The 17,065-nt window shown below is 70.0% G+C and carries 15 protein-coding genes and 1 riboswitch; of the genes, 13 read left to right on the forward strand and 2 right to left on the reverse strand.

Annotation, left to right across the window (positions count from 1 at the left end; all coding sequences use genetic code 11):
- Positions 1–479: 479 nt before the first annotated feature.
- The 6 genes from EPO52_RS06255 to EPO52_RS06280 all read left to right on the forward strand — a co-directional run bounded on the left by EPO52_RS06255 (position 480) and on the right by EPO52_RS06280 (position 6,098).
- A complete protein-coding gene (locus EPO52_RS06255; protein WP_290803561.1) occupies positions 480–857 on the forward strand; it encodes a hypothetical protein in 378 nt (125 codons plus the stop codon).
- A 525-nt stretch (positions 858–1,382) separates the two neighbouring features.
- Positions 1,383–1,492: riboswitch (TPP riboswitch) on the forward strand.
- 168 nt (positions 1,493–1,660) lie between these two features.
- Positions 1,661–2,305: a YkoF family thiamine/hydroxymethylpyrimidine-binding protein gene (locus EPO52_RS06260; RefSeq protein WP_290803565.1), complete on the forward strand. Its 645-nt coding sequence runs from the start codon at positions 1,661–1,663 to the stop codon at positions 2,303–2,305.
- Positions 2,306–2,308: 3 nt separating this feature from the next.
- Entirely contained in the window at positions 2,309–2,923 is a 615-nt protein-coding gene (locus EPO52_RS06265; RefSeq protein ID WP_290803568.1) for an ECF transporter S component, read from the forward strand.
- On the forward strand, positions 2,913–4,694 hold the full coding sequence (locus tag EPO52_RS06270) for an ABC transporter ATP-binding protein (RefSeq protein WP_290803573.1): 1,782 nt from the start codon (positions 2,913–2,915) through the stop codon (positions 4,692–4,694). Before EPO52_RS06265 ends, EPO52_RS06270 begins: the two co-directional genes overlap by 11 nt.
- Positions 4,691–5,485, forward strand: coding sequence for an energy-coupling factor transporter transmembrane component T (locus EPO52_RS06275; RefSeq protein WP_290803576.1), 795 nt, complete (start codon positions 4,691–4,693; stop codon positions 5,483–5,485). The genes EPO52_RS06270 and EPO52_RS06275 overlap by 4 nt, the downstream gene beginning before the upstream one ends.
- A 253-nt stretch (positions 5,486–5,738) precedes the next feature.
- On the forward strand, positions 5,739–6,098 hold the full coding sequence (locus tag EPO52_RS06280; protein ID WP_290803581.1) for a hypothetical protein: 360 nt from the start codon (positions 5,739–5,741) through the stop codon (positions 6,096–6,098).
- 8 nt (positions 6,099–6,106) lie between these two features.
- Here the strand turns inward: EPO52_RS06280 and EPO52_RS06285 are convergent, their stop codons facing one another.
- Both EPO52_RS06285 and EPO52_RS06290 read right to left on the reverse strand, forming a co-directional pair.
- Positions 6,107–6,670, reverse strand: a complete 564-nt coding sequence (locus EPO52_RS06285) for a flavin reductase family protein (RefSeq protein ID WP_290803612.1) — start codon at positions 6,668–6,670, stop codon at positions 6,107–6,109.
- 134 nt (positions 6,671–6,804) lie between these two features.
- A complete protein-coding gene (locus tag EPO52_RS06290; RefSeq protein WP_290803584.1) occupies positions 6,805–9,108 on the reverse strand; it encodes an Ig-like domain-containing protein in 2,304 nt (767 codons plus the stop codon).
- A 176-nt stretch (positions 9,109–9,284) separates the two neighbouring features.
- Here EPO52_RS06290 and EPO52_RS06295 point away from each other — a divergent pair, with 176 nt between their 5' ends.
- From EPO52_RS06295 to EPO52_RS06325, 7 genes are all read left to right on the forward strand, one after another.
- Positions 9,285–9,974, forward strand: coding sequence for a TetR/AcrR family transcriptional regulator (locus EPO52_RS06295; RefSeq protein ID WP_290803587.1), 690 nt, complete (start codon positions 9,285–9,287; stop codon positions 9,972–9,974).
- Positions 9,971–11,239 (forward strand): MFS transporter, encoded by a 1,269-nt coding sequence (locus EPO52_RS06300; protein WP_290803590.1) that lies wholly within the window; start codon positions 9,971–9,973, stop codon positions 11,237–11,239. Before EPO52_RS06295 ends, EPO52_RS06300 begins: the two co-directional genes overlap by 4 nt.
- Positions 11,236–12,525 (forward strand): alanine racemase, encoded by a 1,290-nt coding sequence (locus tag EPO52_RS06305; RefSeq protein ID WP_290803592.1) that lies wholly within the window; start codon positions 11,236–11,238, stop codon positions 12,523–12,525. Before EPO52_RS06300 ends, EPO52_RS06305 begins: the two co-directional genes overlap by 4 nt.
- Positions 12,522–13,835: a D-arabinono-1,4-lactone oxidase gene (locus EPO52_RS06310; RefSeq protein ID WP_290803597.1), complete on the forward strand. Its 1,314-nt coding sequence runs from the start codon at positions 12,522–12,524 to the stop codon at positions 13,833–13,835. The genes EPO52_RS06305 and EPO52_RS06310 overlap by 4 nt, the downstream gene beginning before the upstream one ends.
- Positions 13,836–13,866: 31 nt before the next feature.
- Positions 13,867–15,300 (forward strand): family 1 glycosylhydrolase, encoded by a 1,434-nt coding sequence (locus EPO52_RS06315; protein WP_290803601.1) that lies wholly within the window; start codon positions 13,867–13,869, stop codon positions 15,298–15,300.
- A 66-nt stretch (positions 15,301–15,366) separates the two neighbouring features.
- Positions 15,367–15,933, forward strand: coding sequence for a LemA family protein (locus EPO52_RS06320; RefSeq protein ID WP_290803606.1), 567 nt, complete (start codon positions 15,367–15,369; stop codon positions 15,931–15,933).
- Positions 15,934–16,004: 71 nt separating this feature from the next.
- Complete coding sequence (locus tag EPO52_RS06325; RefSeq protein ID WP_290803610.1) at positions 16,005–16,877, forward strand: M48 family metallopeptidase; 873 nt, start codon at positions 16,005–16,007, stop codon at positions 16,875–16,877.
- The last annotated feature ends 188 nt before the right edge of the window (positions 16,878–17,065 follow it).

The following is a 17,065-nucleotide window of genomic DNA, read 5'->3' on the forward strand; positions in this document are numbered from 1 at the left end:
GACCCCCACCGCTTCGCGTTCTGCAGCTCGCTGTGCGCAGGAGTCTGGGGGTGGGGTGGGTACCCCCTCCCCCCCCGGGGTCGACCCCCACCGCTTCGCGTTCTGCAGCTCGCTGTGCGCGCGACTCTGGGGGGTACCTCAGTTGGCTCGCGTAAGGGCTAGCGGAGTGCCACCCGCGTGAGCGTGCCCACAGTTTGCCCACACTTCGCTGAAATCCAATGTGATTTACCTGATCGTAAGTAACCAAGATTCGCCGTAATCATGCGGATCTAGGCGATTGCTCTACTGATCGAGCCCCTCGGATAAGGGTTCGAGTCCCAGTGGGGGTACGAGCTGATTTGCGAGACCGATCGCTGCGCTGGCGAGGATCGCGGCTCCCAGATGAGCGCACACCGCGCCATTCACTCGAATCAAGCCCGATCCTCTAATCTGCAGATGGGGGTGGTTGAGTGGACGAGGTCAGTGCTCAGCAATGTTCAGTGCGAACCCTGAGCATTCTTAGCCGGACGGGGTTCACGCTAGGGCTCGCGGTGGGCTTGGTGGTGCCAATTCTGCTCTTGGTGTTTTCGGCCGCGGCAAGTCCATTTACAGGAGCCGCGATCGACAGCTACGACAGCAACATCCTCGAACCGGCGGAGAGAGCAACGCTCAACAGCATTGCATCTGCGATGGGCTTGACGCTGCTGGCCGGCACTGTTCTCGGGATAACCGCTCTTGCCCTCGGCATGCTGACGCGGCGCTCCGGCGGACTCGCCACGGCCACGATCGTTTTGGCGTGCGTGGCGCCAGTCGTCGCCTTGTTCATCTCATTCTGGACTCTCGCTGCGGCCGCATCGCCGGACTACATCGCCGGCTGAACAATGAGGCACCGACAAAAGCGACGCAGGATCTCGACCGTCTGACCGTGACCGCAAGAGCCATCATTGCTGAGATGCCCCGCAGGAGGTCACCGGTGCATTGTCACCCTTGCACTGCGCGGTGCCGCACAAGAACGAATCCACATCGGGCCCGGGGCGCCCACACTTGGTGCAGAACATCACGAAGTCTGGCAAAAGTCCCAGTGGAGTACCGTGATCGATCGCCCCGCATCCCTCACCACGCGAGGCGGATCCCCGCCGAGGACTTGCTGACGCTGGAGACGCCCACCTCACGCCTGACACCTCACGGCCACCGGGGGTTGCCCGCCGCGCGGATGGGGATCAACGCGGCGGGCGTCATCAGACTAAGCGAGCCTATTCGCCAGTTGTAGATGTGGGTGAGGACTTCACCTCATGATTCACCCATTGAACGAGGTGCTGTTCTCCGACGTATGCAAGGTGCGTTCGCGCTAGGTGTTATCGGGCGCGGTTTCGCCACAGTGAGTGGACGACCCGGTAAGGTGGGGGCGAACACACGGGAGCCCGGTGAGCCGGGCTGAGAGGAAGCGAACCACGCTTCGACCGTCGAACTTGATCTGGATAATGCCAGCGCAGGGAGAGTGAGAGCGAATGCTCATCGTCGATCGACGCCGCCACAGGGCCGCCGTCACCGTGATCGGTCGTGCTTCACAGCCGGAGACATCCGGCGTCTTCAGCGCACCCGCACGCACGCCCTGATCAGTCGGCAGCTCTGCGCCCACCGCCGGTGAGCGCGACCCGTGCGCAGTGAAAGGCACGCACACATGTCACCCCTTCCGACGCTGTCTCCCGCAGCGACCAACCCCGTCCTCAGCCCGCAGGATCTCGGCGTGGGCGCCCGCTTCACCCTCGCGGTGATGCACGACGGTTTCGCCGAGACCATCCTGGGCGCCCTGGCGGCCGCCGACTCCGCCGATCTCGAAGTCGTGACCGACCCGGTGAGCACTCTCGTGCGCGGTTCCGAGCAACGGGTGCTCGAGTACCTGACCGACGTGATCGCCGCAGCCGCGCGAGGCGGCCACCACGTCACCGCCTCGGTGCTGCTCTCGCGCGGCTGCCCGGGTGAGGTCACCTGCAGCACCACGCCGGGGCTGCTCGCCGAAGCGGCGGCGGTACCGGTTCTGGCAGCCACCGGCATCCGGGCCTCGGCCCACTGGTCGCTGTATCCGCTCGACGACACCGGGCGGCCCGGCGAGCAACCCGACCACCTGCGCGACATCTACGCCGCGATCGATCATGCCAAACAGCTCGGCACCTACGTGCGCGGTGAGCACTACGCCACGCTGCTCGAGGGAGACCTCGCCGACGTGCTCGGCACCGTGGCGGCCGGCTGGGTGCTGGTGGGGCGCAGCGTGCAGCACGTCACCAGCCACGCTGTTCTGTCCATCGCCAGCCCGACGGAGGTGTGAGCGATGACCACCACGACCTCCTCACGTCGCAGTACCCCTTCCCTCTTCGCCTGGCAGCTCAAAGACATCATGCTGCTCGTGGTGCTCGGTGCCGTCTTCGGCTTTCTCTACTGGGCCCTGGTGCAGGGCTGGATCGCCCTCTCCGTGGCCACCGGCCCGTTCGGCGACCTCACCCAGCACGTGCTGCTCGGCGGCTGGCTGCTCGTGGCGCCGATCGCCATCGCGATCATCCGCCGCCCCTTCGCCGGGGTGATCGCCGAGATCATCGCCTCCGTGATCGAGGTGGTCTTCCTCGGCTCGGCGGTCGGACCGCTGCTGTTCGTGGCCGCCGCCATCCAGGGCGTCGGGAGCGAGCTGCCCTTCGCGCTCACCCGCTACCGCCGGTACAACTGGTTCGTCTACGCCCTGTCGGGCGCACTCGGAGCCGGCCTGGTGTTCTTCTTCTCGGCGTTCCGATCGGGGTGGTATGGCACCGACCTGTTGCTCGTGCGTCTGGTCATCCAGGTGGTGTCCGGCATCGTGCTGGGTGGGCTGCTCGCCAAGGTGATCGTCGATGCCCTCGCCCGCACCGGGGTCGTCGACAACTTCGCCATCGGCCGAGCCCACCTTGGCTCCTGAACCCGACCGCTCGGCCGCGCGCATCGTGGAGGCCACGGTGCGGGCCCCCGGGCGGTCCACCCCGCTGCTGAGCGACGTGTCGCTCCACCTGGGGGCGGGCGAGCGGATGCTCGTGCTCGGCCCGTCGGGCTCGGGCAAGTCGAGCCTGCTGCAGGTGCTCACAGGCGTCATCCCGTTCTCGCAGAACCTCGCTCTCGAGGGGGCAGTGCACCTCGGCGGTGTCGACGCGACCGAGCTTCCGGTGATCGAGCGCTCGCGCCGGCTGGGCGTGGTCGCCCAGGACCCGGCGGCCGCCGTCTGCCTCGCCCGCGTCGACCAGGAGGTGGCCCTGCCTCTGGAGAACCACGGCGTGGACCGCTCCGAGATCTCCGGTCGCATCGACGACGCGCTCGGCCTCGCCGGGGCCGGCGATCTCCGCGAGCGGGCGACCGGTGGGCTTTCCGGCGGTGAGGTGCAGCGCGTCGCCCTCGCCGCAGCTCTCGCCGCCCGACCCGCGGTGCTCCTGCTCGACGAACCCACGTCGATGCTCGACCCGGCGGGCGTCCGAGCAGTGCGCGCGGCTGTCGACGGGGTCGTCGAGCGGGGCGAGTCGGCGGTGCTGATGGTCGAGCACCGCCTCGACGAGCTCGCCGGTGCGCGAGGTCCCCGAGGTCTTCCCGAGCACGCCGTGGTTCTGGATGGCGAAGGGCGGATGCTCGCGGCGGGCCCGACCGTGCAGGTGCTCGCCGAGAACGCAGCGCGGCTGCACGACGCGGGCTGCTGGCTCCCGCTGGAGAGCGAATTGCTCGCCGTCGTGGGGCATCCCGGCGGTCTGCAGGCCGAACCGGTGCGGGAGTGGCTGCGCGAGCGACCGACGGGAGAACCCCAGACGGCCGGGACGCCGCAGATCGACCCTCCGGCCGCCGCCCTTGGCGAGCCCCTGCTCTCGGCCCGATCGCTGCAGGTCGGGCATCCGTCGCCCGGTGGGCGCAGCGCGAGGCGCAGGCGACCTCTTGCCCCACCCGTGCTCGCCGGAGTCGACCTCGACCTCCGGGCCGGCGAAGTGGTCGCCCTGCTCGGGTCGAACGGATCGGGGAAGACATCTCTGCTCCTCACCCTCGCCGGTCTGCTGCCGGCCCAGGCAGGCGCCGTCATCGGGGCGCGTCCGAGCATGGTGTTCCAGTATCCCGAGTTGCAGTTCGTGGGCCATCGCGTGCGCGACGAGATCGCGTTCGGTCTCACGGGCAGCGGCAGTGAGGTCGCACAGGTCGTCGACCGGCAGTTGCGCCTGCACCGCCTCGAGCACGTGGCCGACCGGGATCCCTATCGCCTCTCGGGCGGGGAGAAACGGAGGCTGAGTCTCGCCGCGATGCTCGCGCACGTCGATCGCCGCGTGCTGCTGGCCGACGAGCCCACCTTCGGCCTCGATCGCCGCGACACCGTCGCCACCGCCGACGTGTTGCGGGGCGAAGCCGCCCAAGGCCGCGCCGTGCTGTTCTCCAGCCACGACCTCCGCTTTGTAGCGACGGTCGCCGATCGTGTCATCGTGCTCGCTGACGGTCGGAAGGCGGCCGAGGGGGAAACCACCGCGGTGCTGCGGGATGCATCGGTTGTGCAGCGCGCCGGCCTCGAGCTTCCCGCGCTGGTCGCGTGGGTGCTCGCCGAGTTCGACGATGTCGATGCCGTGCGCGCTCTTCGCCGGCTCTCCGCGGCCAGCGCGCCTCAGGAACCCCCCGCGGGGAGTGGTGGACCACGCCGGGCCACGCCTTCGCCCGCGGAGGTGTCCCGATGAGCGGGGCGGAGACGGTGCGTGATTCCCCACTTGCCCGCCGTAATCCCACGGTCAAGCTCGCGGTGCTGTTTCTCGCCTCCGTGGCCCTGCTCTTCGTGCTCGACCCGGTCACACCGTCGGTCGTCTATCTGCTCGGCTTGATCGGAGTGATCGTCGGTGGCCGGCTCCCGCTTCGCACCGTGCTGGCCGCTCAACTGCCGTTCCTGGCGTTCGCGGTCGGTGTCTTCAGCATCAATGTGCTGAGTCGGCCGGGCACCGTCGTCTGGCAGGAGGGACCGCTGCGGGTGACCGTCGACGGCCTCATCGTGGGGGCCGCGCTGGCGGTCCGAACGCTCGCCATCGGCATCCTGTCGATCGGCTTCGTGCTCACCACCGACAGCTTGGCTCTGATGACGAGCCTGCATCAGAACGCCCACCTCGGCGCCCGACCGAGCTACGCGCTGATGGCCGGATACCGCCTGCTGCAGCAGCTGCCGGGGGAGTGGACCGCGATCCGCGATGCGCAGGCGGTGCGGGCGCCTCTCCGCCGCAACGGCAGCGTGCATCGAACCCCCGCATCCTTCGGGCGCGCAGCCTTCACCCTGCTCGTTCTGGCCATCAGGCGAGGAGAGCGGATGGCGCAGTCGCTCGAATCGCGCGGTCTCGGCCTTCAGCCCCGCACGGTGTGGAATCCGGTTCGGGTCGGCTCTCTCGACGTGGTGTTCGGCGCTTCGATCGTGGCGGGCCTCGGCGTCGTGATCGGCATCGCCGGCCTGCTCGGCGTTCTCCGGGGGCCGGGAGCGCTGTTCTGAGGGCACCTGAGGCGTCGGGTCGGCCTCGGTGAATCTCCTTGTGGGATTGATCGGAGACAGCGCGCAGGCGTCGACGATGGTGATCGCGAATTGGTCTGCCGGCAGGTCGATGGGCTTCATCCCGGTGAAGCCGTTCACCTCCGGATGGGAGTTCGGCCGAATTCTCCGGTGGGCCGCGCAAAACCGGCGGATGTCGGTAGGTTCAGTAGTGCGGCGCCGCTCGGCGCAGGTGCACCCCCGGTTGGAGACACGGATGTCGAAGGCGGCGCCGACCACTGTCGGCTTGTTCGATGCCGACCCCGGCGAGCTTGCCCGCAAGCAGCTCGAGCTGGCCGGCCGACCGGGTGTCGACGTGCGCATCGCCGCCGGAACCCTCGGCCAGCTGCTCACCGATCCGGAGTTCCCCACCGAGGTCGTGATCATGGAACAGCGACCCGGCGAGCGCGTGTCGATCGACTACAAGATCCGGGTCTGCCGACTCGCGGATGCCCGCGTGATCGTGGTCTCGAACGGCCGCGAGGCGCTCGCCCGCGACGTGGGGCTGCTCATGACACCCGTGAACAGCTTCACCGAAGCGATCGCACTGATCACCGATCCGCCTGCGCCCGCCTAGCGGGTCCGCTAGACGATCTTCGAGTGCTCGCCGAGCCGGTGCCAGGTGCGGTTGTGATACACCAGGGGCTCGGCCTCGGAGGCATCCGCCGACGGGTCGCCTGCGGGCGGTGCCTTGGTCTCGAGGGCCTGAACGGCCACCACGGTCGAACCGCCCGCCTCCATCTTGTTCACCACGCGACCACGGATCCACGCGTGCGCGGCCGGGAAATACGGCTCGCCCGTGGGCAGCCGGGCCCAGATGGACGTGTCCGCGAAGCGGTCGATGCCACTCGTCGCTCCGAGGCGCGCGATGTCGAGCTGCGCGGCGCCGAGCAGGTGCACCACCACCGTGTCGGCCTTGCGGATGGTGGGCGTCGACGACGACAGCTCCGAGATCGAGAACACCAGCAGCGGCGGCTCGGCACTGACGGAGAACACGGATGTCGCGGTGAGCGCCACGGGGCCGTCGCCCGCATCCGCGGTGATCACGGCCACCCCGGCCGGGTGGTTGCGGAACGCGGCCTTGAACTCATCGGCCGTCACGATGCTCTCGGAACTCGGATGCGCGACGAGGTTGTTCTCGCCTCGCACGGTGTGCGGGTGGGAGTTCTCGTCTCGGGAGGATGCCTGCGTGTTCGTCACCGTTCGATCCTATGTGCGGCGGACCGTCTGGCTGCCGTGAGGTCGTAACACGCGTAACAGAGCGAGCGGAGAGCCTCGCGGCACTATTCGAGGTCGTCCTCGACCGCCACGAACCGCATCCACACCCACACCGAGAGGCTCACCGCCGCGAATGCCGCCACCGCGATGCCGAGAACCAGCAGTTCACCGTCGGCAGCGGCGGCGATGAGGGCGGGCACGAAGAGCATCGCGAGGGCGGCGAAGGCGGCGACCGTGAGCAGCACCCAGGTGGCGGGCGACCAGTCGAGGATGCGTCGCCCGCACGACCGCCCGAACGGCAGGAGGAGGACGGCAGCGCCCCCGAACGACGACAGCGCGACCACGTTGCTGAACTCCCGCAGGGCCGTGCTCCAGAGCTCGGGCGACTCGGCAGACCCGAGGGCACCGGCCAGCATCCACCCGGCCGCGCCCGTGACGAGCAGGCAGAGCACCTGCACCGTTCCGAGCCGCCCACGATCGCTCTGCCGGGTGGTGGCCGCCACCGTCAGTGCGCCGACGATGCCGAACACGAGCGCGGGCTGGATGTCACCCACTCGCGATGCGAGGGCCAGAACCGCCGACACCAGAAGCAATGAGGGCTGCAGTCGCGCCGTGCTCGGGATGCCGAACGCACGCCGCGCGAGCAGGCCGGGCAGCAGGGTGGCCGCGAGATTCACCACGACCACTGCCACCACCACCGCGACGTAGAGCCGCAGGTAGGCCGGCTGCCCGAGCACGGGACCCGAGAGCGTGACGATGGCCGCCGAGGTGAGCACGGCGGCGGCGATCTTCACCGCGGGAGTGAGCGTGACATCCGGTGCCCGGTCGTATTCGCGATCGTGTCTGCTGCGATTTCGGCCGAGCAGGGAGGCGAGACCCCGGCGGATGCGGGTGAGGGCGCTCTCGGGCGCCGACCGTGCCCCGGCAGGGGAGTGCGGGTCGACGCCCGCCACCGCGCTCTCCACCGCTCCGCTGAGCAACCGGGCGGGCAGGGCGACCAGCAGGAGGGCGGCCGCCGCGGCGGCCAGGGCGAGCCACCAGAGCGAGCCCGCCTGCCCGCCGATCGCCGGCTGCAGGGAGGCGGTGAACTGGGTGGACTCGGTCCAGGCGCCGGGGGGCTCGGAACCCGGGACCGCGGGAGTCGGTGCGCTCGGGCCGGGCTGGTCGGGCGCGCTCGGCGCATCCGGATCCGGATCCACCGGCGTGCCGGGGTCTGTCGCCGACCCCGAGGGTGCGGGGGCGCCGGTGGCGCTCGGCGCCGGCGTGGCAGCGGCCGAGGTGCCGGGTGCCGGGGTGGGCGCGGCCGACGGGGGCGTCGACGCGGCCGCCTGGAAGTCGATCGTGAGCGGGCTGCTCTGCACGCTCACGTTGCCGGCCGCATCCTGCTGGAGCACCGACACCGTGTAGCGCCCTGCCGGCACCGCGGAGGTCGCGCACGACCAGGCCCCGTTCGCCACGGGCGACTCGCAGAGCACCCCTGCGCCCGCGAAGACCGAGACGGTGGCGCCGTCCTCTCCCGCTCCGCTGAACACCGCTCCCGACAGCGGCAGCACGGCTCCGGATGCGGGCGACAGCACCTGCGGGGCCGCCGGCACCGTGACGTCCACCGTGATCGCCACGGGCGCACTCGCGGGTGATGCCACGCCCGAGCTCCAGCTCGTGGTCTGCGTGGCCGAGACGACGTGCGGGCCGTCTTCGATCCCACGCGCGAGGGGACACGACCAGGCGCCGGAGGCGTCGGCCGTGGCCGTGCAGTCGTAGCCGCTCGCCGACGCGGTGACCGTCGCTCCGGGGAAGGCGGTGCCTTGCACGACAGCGTTGGTGAGTGAACCGCGCGGCCCTCCGGTGACGACCGGCGCGTTGAGCACGCGCACGGTGACCGAGGAGGAGACATCGTCACCCCCGGGAACGAGTTCGACCACGCGCACGGTCGCCGACTGTGCCGAGTCGAGCGACCGGACCGCGCACGACCAGGCGCCCGCGTCGTCGGCGGTGACGATGCAGAGGGGTTCGGAGGATCCGGGCGGCAGGATCTGCACGGTGCTCCCCGGCGTGGCCGTTCCCGACACGGAGAACGTGCCCGAGAGCAGCTCGCCCGCGACAGGCGTGTCGATGACCGGTGGTGCGGGCGGTGGCGCAGGACTGACGGTCTCGGCCGGCGGCACGGTCTCGTTCGGAGCTGCGGACTCGGAGGGCGGAGCCGGCGTCGTCGACGCGACCGCGGACCCTGCGCCGAGGCCGAGGAAGGCGGTGCTCGTGACGGCGGCGAGGGCCAGGAGAAGCCCGACCGCGATGATCCGTGATCGCCGATGTGCGCCGCCGCGTGCGTGCGACGCCGTTCGTTCCCCACCGCTCTGCAATGCCGACACCTCCGACTATTCAGCCGGACGATGGCGGAATGTCCAAGCCCGCCCGCGGAGTTTCGGATGAAATTCGGAGGCGGGCATGTACAGCCGGGCCTGCCGTGGGGCATACTGACGCAACTGGGACATCTGACCCACTTCTGACCCCGTCCGGGGCGATCTGCGATCGAGGAGGCGATGCGATGACGCACATGCCCGTGGCCGAGCGCCGCAGCCGGCTGCTCGCCGCCGCCTTCGCGGTGATCGCGCGCACCGGCGTGAGCGGTGCCACGACCCGCGCCATCGTGGAGGAGGCCGGCATGAAGCTGGCGAGCTTCCACTACGCCTTCGAGTCGCGTGAAGAGCTGATGGCCGAACTCGTGAACGAGGTGGTGGAGACGCAGGAGGTGGTGCTCGAGGTCGCCACGGCGGCCGACGGCTCGCTCGTCGGCACCCTCGAGCAGGGGCTGCTGCGCTACTTCGACCAGGTGCGCCAGGATCCCCGACGTGAGCGCGCGATGTTCGAGCTCACCCAGTACGCCATGCGCTCTCCGGCGATGGAGGGGTTCGCGGCCCGTCAGTACGAGCGCTACCGCCGGTTGGCGGTGCAGTCGCTCGACGAGGCGGCCACCCGCACCGGCCACCGCTGGGCTCGCCCCCTCGACGAACTGGCCGCCGACCTCGTGGCCCTCACCGACGGGATCACGCTGGCCTGGCTGGCCGACGGCGACGACGGCCGGGCCCGCCGCACCATCGCCTTCGCGGCCCGGGCGATCGCCGCGGAGGCATCGCCCGGTCCTGAGCGGCCAGCCACGACCGCCGGCACCACCCGCACCACGACCCGCACCATCCGCACCACCCGCACCATCGGCACCCGAGGAGGGGCGGCATGACCGCAGAACGTGAGCACGTCGCATCCGGAGCCTTCGCCGAGCCGGTGCGCCGGGTCGGGGGCGTCTGGATCGCCCTCTTCGGAGCCGCCTGGCTCGGCATCTGGATGGCACAGCTCACCCCGGTGCAGCTCCTGCTGCCGCTGCAGATCGAGGAGCGCCTGCACGCGGCGAGCTGGACCGACAGCGTGGTGGCGTTCGGCGTGATCTCGGCCATCGCCGGAGTCTTCGCCCTGATCACCTTCCCGATCACGGGTGCACTCTCCGACCGCACCACCTCGCGCTTCGGCCGCCGCCGCCCGTGGATCGCCGCGGGCGCGCTGCTCTTCGCGGTGTCGCTGTTCGTGCTCGGCCTGCAGAGCGAGCTCCTGGGCGTCGGTGTGTGGTGGACTCTCGCCATCGTCGGTTTCTGCGTTCTCTCGGCGGCGCTCACCGCCGCGATCTCCGACCAGGTGCCGGTGGATCAGCGCGGGTTCGTGTCGAGCTGGATCTCGGCCCCTCAGGCGGTGGGCCTCATCCTCGGCGTGCTTCTCGTCACCACCCTCTTCACCGGGCAGTTCTTCGGGTACACGGCCGTGGCGCTGCTCCTGATCGTGCTGGTGGCGCCCTTCTGCCTCTGGATGCCGGATGAGCGGCTCGCGCGCGGCGACCGGCCGCCGCTCACCGCCCGCGCCCTGATCGAGGGGATGTGGGTGAGCCCCCGCGAGCATCCCGACTTCGGCTGGACGCTCTCGAGCCGCATCCTGGTGAACATCGGCAACGCGCTCGGCACCACTCTGCTGCTCTACTTCCTGATGTTCGGCCTGAACGACCAGAATGCCGAAGACGACCTGCTCGTCCTGATCGTGATCTACACGGTGTTCGTGGTGATCGCCTCGATCGCGGCGGGTGCCCTCTCCGACAAGCTCGGCCGGCGCCGCGTCTTCGTGCTGGCCGCCGCGGTGCTGCAGGCGGTGGCCGCGCTGTTGCTCGCGTTCGTACCCGAACTCACGGCCACCATGATCGGAGCGGCGCTGCTCGGCCTCGGCTACGGATCCTTCCTCTCGGTCGACCAGGCGCTCGCCACCCAGGTGCTGCCCGACCCCGCATCCCGCGGCAAAGACCTCGGCATCATGAACATCGCCACCGCCGTTCCGCAGGCGATCGCACCGCTGCTCGGCGCCGCGATCGTGACCTGGCTCGGCGGCTTCCCCGCCCTGTTCCTCGTGTCCGCGCTCTTCGGCTTCGCCGGAGCGTTCGCCGTCTCCCGCGTCAGGAGTGTCCGATGACCCCACGACCCGTTCCGCCGAAGGCCGTGCCCGTGAACCCCCTCGATCTCGCCCGCACGTCTGCGAGCCCGAAGGTCTGGCGTGATGAGCAGCGCTATTGGCGCAGCCTCACTGCGGCCACCGCCCACCTCGATCCGCCCGTCGCCGTCATCGGCGTCGAGGCGCTCGTGCACAACGCGCACTCGATGCTCGCCCGGGCGAACGGGATGCCCATCCGGGTGGCCAGCAAGTCGATCCGGGTGCGCGCGGTTCAGGATGCGGTGCTCGCCCTGCCCGGCTACGCCGGCATCCTCGCCTACACCCTGCCCGAGGCGCTGTGGCTGGCCGAGACCGTCGACGACGTGGTGGTGGGCTACCCGAGCGCCGACCGCGCCGCCCTCCGGATGCTGGCCGCCGACGAGGCGCTCGCCGCCCGTGTCACGCTCATGGTCGACTCCGTAGCGCACCTCGACCTCATCGATGCGGCCGTGGCCCCGGGCTCCCGCCCCGCGTTGCGGGTGGCGATCGAACTGGATGCCGCCTACACCGCCCCCGGCCTCGGCCGGCTCGGGGTGTGGCGATCACCGATCTCCACGGTCGGCGACGCCGTCGCCCTGGCCCGGGAGATCGAGGCACGTCCCGGTTTCGCGCTCGTCGGCATGATGGCCTACGAGTCGCAGATCGCCGGGGTCGGCAACCGGCCGTCGGGCAACCCGCTCAGGTCGTTCGCCACGGGCCGCGTGATCGATTGGATGCAGCGCCGGTCGGTCGCCGAACTCGCCGAGCGGCGCGGTGCGGTCGTGGCCGCCGTGCGGCAGATCGCCGACCTCGAGTTCGTGAACGGCGGCGGCACCGGATCGCTCGAGACCACGAGCGCCGATCCGTCGGTCACGGAGGTCGCGGCGGGCAGCGGGCTGTTCGGGGGCCACCTCTTCGACACCTACTCCCGCTTCACGCCCGCACCCGCGGCCGCGTTCGCGCTCCCGGTGGTGCGCAAACCGCGCCCCGACATGGCCACGCTGCTCGGCGGTGGGTGGGTCGCATCCGGACCCCCTGCCCCCGATCGCCTGCCCGAGGTGGTGTGGCCGCGCGGCACCCGGATGCAGGCCCGCGAGATGGCCGGTGAGGTGCAGACCCCGCTCTCCGGACGTGGCGCGGCCGCGCTCACCGTCGGCGACCGGGTGTGGCTGCGCCACACGAAGTCGGGCGAGCTCTCCGAACACGTGAACGAGTTCGCGGTGGTCGAAGACGGTGCCGTCGTGGGCACGGTGCCGAGCTACCGCGGGGAAGGGAAGGCGTTCCTATGACCGCGCTCAACGGGGTCTGGCGCAACTGGGCGCGCACCGAGACCGTGAAGCCGGTGCGGGTCGAGAGGCCCGGCAGCATCGCGGCGGTGCAGCGGGCGGTCACGGGCGCGGTGCGCAGCGGACTGCGCATCAAGGCCGTGGGCGCCGGCCACAGCTTCACCGGCATCGCGGTGGCGACCGGCGTCCTCCTCGATCTCGACGAGCTGTCGGGCATCGTCGCGGTCGACCGCGACCGCGGGCGGGTCACCCTGCTCGCCGGCACGCACCTCTACGACCTCCCGCGCCTTCTGCGGCCGCACGGACTCGCGCTCACGAACATGGGCGACATCGACCGGCAGACCATCGCCGGTGCCATCTCGACCGGAACCCACGGCACGGGTTCGGAGTTCGGCGGCATCTCGACGCAGGTGGTGGGAGCCACTCTCGTCACGGCCGACGGCGAGCTGCTGACCATCGACGAGTCGCAGAACTCCGACCTGCTGCCGGCGGTCGCGGTGGGACTCGGGGCGCTCGGCATCCTGGTGGAGGTCACGCTGCAGTGCGTGCCCGCGTTCGTGCTCGAGGCGGTGGAGCGCCCGCAGGCCCTCGACGAGGTGCTCGGTGGGCTCGACGCGCTCGTGCAGGAGAACGACCACTTCGAGTTCTACTGGTTCCCCGGCACACGCATCGCATCGACGAAGACGAACTCGCGGCTGCCATCGTCGACGCCCATGCGGCCGCTCGGACGGATGCGCTCCTTCGTCGACGACAGCCTGATGACCAATGGAGTGTTCCGGGTCACGTGTGCGGCCGGCACCGTGGTGCCCGCGATCATCCCGCGGGTGAACGCGCTGGCGGAGCAGCTCTGGTCGAACCGAACGTTCTCCGACCACTCGCACCGCGTCTTCGCCACCTCGCGAACCGTGCGCTTCCGCGAGATGGAGTACGCGGTGCCGGCGGCCGACGTGCCCGTCGTGCTGGCCGAGATCGACGCGCTCATCCGGGAGCGGGGCTGGCGCATCTCGTTCCCGATCGAGGTGCGGTTCGCCGCAGCGGATACGCTGTGGCTGTCGACCGCATCCGGTCGGGCGAGCGGCTACATCGCCGTTCACCGGTACTTCCGCGAAGACCACACCGAGTACTTCCAGGCGGTCGAGGAGATCATGGCGCGACATTCCGGGCGGCCCCACTGGGGCAAGCTGCACACCCTCGACGCGACGGCGCTTGCCGCGCTGTATCCGCGGCACGGGGAGTTCGTGGCGCTGCGCGATCGGCTCGACCCGGCGCGCGCCTTCTCGAACGCCTATCTCGATCGCGTGCTCGGCGCGTGAGCGCATCCGTCGTCACGGCCGGAGCCCGGGCGTGAAGCCCGAGGAGCGGCGCGAGTTCGCGCGCGATCTGGCGGGGCGTCTGCCTGGCGGGTTCGAGCTGGGGGTCGCCACGAGCGCGTTCCAGATCGAGGGCGCCACCCACGAGGGCGGCCGGGGCGAGTCGGTGTGGGATGCCTTCACCACGCAGCCGGGCCGCATCCTCGACGGGTCCACGGCCGATCGCGCCACCGACCACTTCTCGCGCATGCCCGAGGATGTCGCCCTGATGCACGATCTCGGCATCGACTCCTACCGGTTCTCCTTCTCCTGGCCCCGCCTCCAGGCGGAAGGCCGCGGGGCGCTCCGCACCGCCGGCGTCGACTTCTACGAGCGCCTGCTCGACCAGCTGGACGCGGCGGGCATCGCATCGATGGCCACGCTCTTCCACTGGGACACCCCGAACGCGCTCGAGCGCGGCTGGTTCGCGCGCGACACGGCGTTACGGTTCGGTGACTTCGCGCACGCGATGGGGGAGCGCTTCGGCGACCGCATCGGGCGCTGGGTCACCATCAACGAACCCGCCACGGTGACGCTGAACGGCTACGCCCTCGGCGTGCACGCACCCGGAGCCACCCGGCTGTTCAACGCGCTGCCGGCTGCGCACCACCAGTTGCTCGGGCACGGGCTCGCGGTGCAGGCACTCCGGGCAGCGGGCGTCGCCGGCTCGGTGGGGATCGTGAACGTGCACTCGCCGGTGGAGCCGGCATCCGGTTCCGAAGCCGATGCCGCGTTCGCCGCCCTCTTCGACCTGCTCCACAACCGCATCTTCGCCGACCCGGTGCTGCTCGGCGGCTACCCGACCTTCCCTGAGGAGTTCGCGCCCCTCTTCTCGGCTCTCACCGAGGCGTCGCCCGCCGATCTGGCGGTGATCGCCCAACCGCTCGACTTCTGGGGCCTCAACTACTACATGCCCACACGCGTCGCGGCGGGGTCGGGCGGCTCGGCGACTCCCGACGGCACCTCCGCCGCCATGGCGTCGCTGCCGTTCCACCTGGCCGATTGGCCCGAGTTCCCGCGCACGGGTTTCGGCTGGCCGATCGCGCCCGAGTTCCTCGGCACGGCGCTCGCGGAGCTCGCCTCGCGCTACGGGTCGCTGCTGCCGCCGGTTCACCTCACCGAGATCGGCGCGAGCTTCGCCGACGCGATCGAGCTCGACCCGGATGACGGCACCCCCCGCATCCACGACGGCTCCCGCATCGACTTCCTCGCGTCGCACCTCGACGCCGCCCTCCGTGCCACGGCGCCGGGTGCTGCGGCCGCCTCGATCGACCTCCGCAGCTTCCACGTCTGGTCGCTCCTCGACAACTTCGAGTGGGCGGCGGGCTACACCCAGCGCTTCGGCCTCGTGCACGTCGACTTCGACGACTTCACCCGCACCCCGAAGGACTCCTCCGCGTGGCTGAGGTACCTGGCAGAGAACCGGTAGCTGTGAGGACGCCTCAATCTCGGTTCTGCCCGGAATGTATCGGGGCCCCAAAGCTATAGTTGTCGCATGGAATGGCTCATCCCGGTTCTCATCGTCGTCGTGCTCGTCGTCATCGTCGGCATCTACCTCTGGGCGACCTACAACTCGCTCGTCACCCTCAATGTGCGCGTCGACGAGGCCTGGAGCGACATCACCGTGCAGCTCAAGCGCCGAGCCGATCTGCTGCCCAACCTGATCGAGTCGGTCAAGGGCTACGCCGCGCATGAGAAGGCGGTGTTCGAGAACGTCACGAAGGCTCGAGCGGAGACTCTGTCTGCGCAGGGCCCGGCTGAGGCATCCGTTGCCGAGAACCACATGCAGACCGCTCTGAAGAGCATCTTCGCGGTGGCGGAGGCCTATCCGCAGCTCCAGGCGAGCCAGAACTTCCTGCAGTTGCAGGCCGAGATCGTCGACACCGAAGACAAGGTGCAGGCGTCGCGCCGCTTCTACAACGGCGGGGTGCGCGAGCTCAACACGAAGATCAAGGTCTTCCCGAACACCCTCTTCGCCCGCCGCCTCGGCTTCAGCGAGCGCGAGTTCTTCGAGGTCTCCGACGTCGCGGCCATCGCCGAGCCGCCCCGCGTGCAGTTCTGATCCGTTCCGTTCCGTTCAGGGCATCCGGCATTCACCCACACCCTCTCCCGAAAGAGTGATCCAGCGCTTCCATGTACAGCGCCATAGCGAAGAACAAACGCAACACCGTCATCATCATCGTGCTCTTCCTGCTGATCATCGGCGGGCTCGGCTATCTCGCCAGTGTGATCTACGGCAACCTGTCGATCGTGGTCATCACGATCGTGGTGTCGCTCGGCTACGCGCTCATCCAGTACTTCGCCGCGTCCGGCCAGGCGCTGCTGATGAGTGGTGCGCAGGAGATCCAGAAGCGTGACAACCCGCGGCTGTGGCGCGTGGTCGAGAACCTGTCGATCACCACGGGCACGCCGATGCCGAAGGTGTACATCATCAACGACCCGGCACCGAATGCGTTCGCCACGGGCCGCGACCCGCAGCACGCCGTCGTGGCGGCCACGACCGGCCTTCTCGACATCATGGACGACGCCGAACTCGAGGGCGTCATGGCCCACGAGATCGGCCACGTGCGCAACTACGACATCCGGGTCTCGATGATCGTGTTCGGCCTCGTGGTGGCGGTGGGCTTCATCGCCGACATGTTCCTGCGCATGGCGTTCTTCGGCCGCAACAACAACAACCAGAACCCGATCGTCCTCGTGTTCGGCCTCGTGGCCATCATCATCGCGCCGCTCGTTGCCACCGTGGTGCAGCTGGCGGTCTCCCGTCAGCGCGAATACCTCGCGGATGCCACCGGGGCGCTCACCACGCGGCATCCGGATGCCCTCGCTTCCGCCCTCGAGAAGCTCGCCGCCTATGGGCGGCCGATGCAACGCCAGTCCACGTCGATGTCGCACATGTGGATCGCCGACCCCAACAAGCCGGGCATCATCGACCGCCTCTTCAGCACGCACCCGCCCATCCCCGACCGGGTGGCGCGCCTGCACAAGATGGGCGGCAGCTTCTAGCTGTGTTTGCTGCCGCAGGCGGCTGTGCCGCTTCGCGGCGCAGCCGTCTGCGGGTCGCGCCGGTCCCCGCCCGGCGCGACGCGACATGTTCGCGTGCCTCCCTCTGAAACCGAGCGAGCGCAGCTCGCTCGGCGCTGGCGTCGCAGCGACGATCCACCGGATCGTCGCCCCCAGCTCCAGCGCGCGGC

Source organism: Herbiconiux sp. (assembly GCF_004297105.1).
Lineage (GTDB): Bacteria > Actinomycetota > Actinomycetes > Actinomycetales > Microbacteriaceae > Herbiconiux.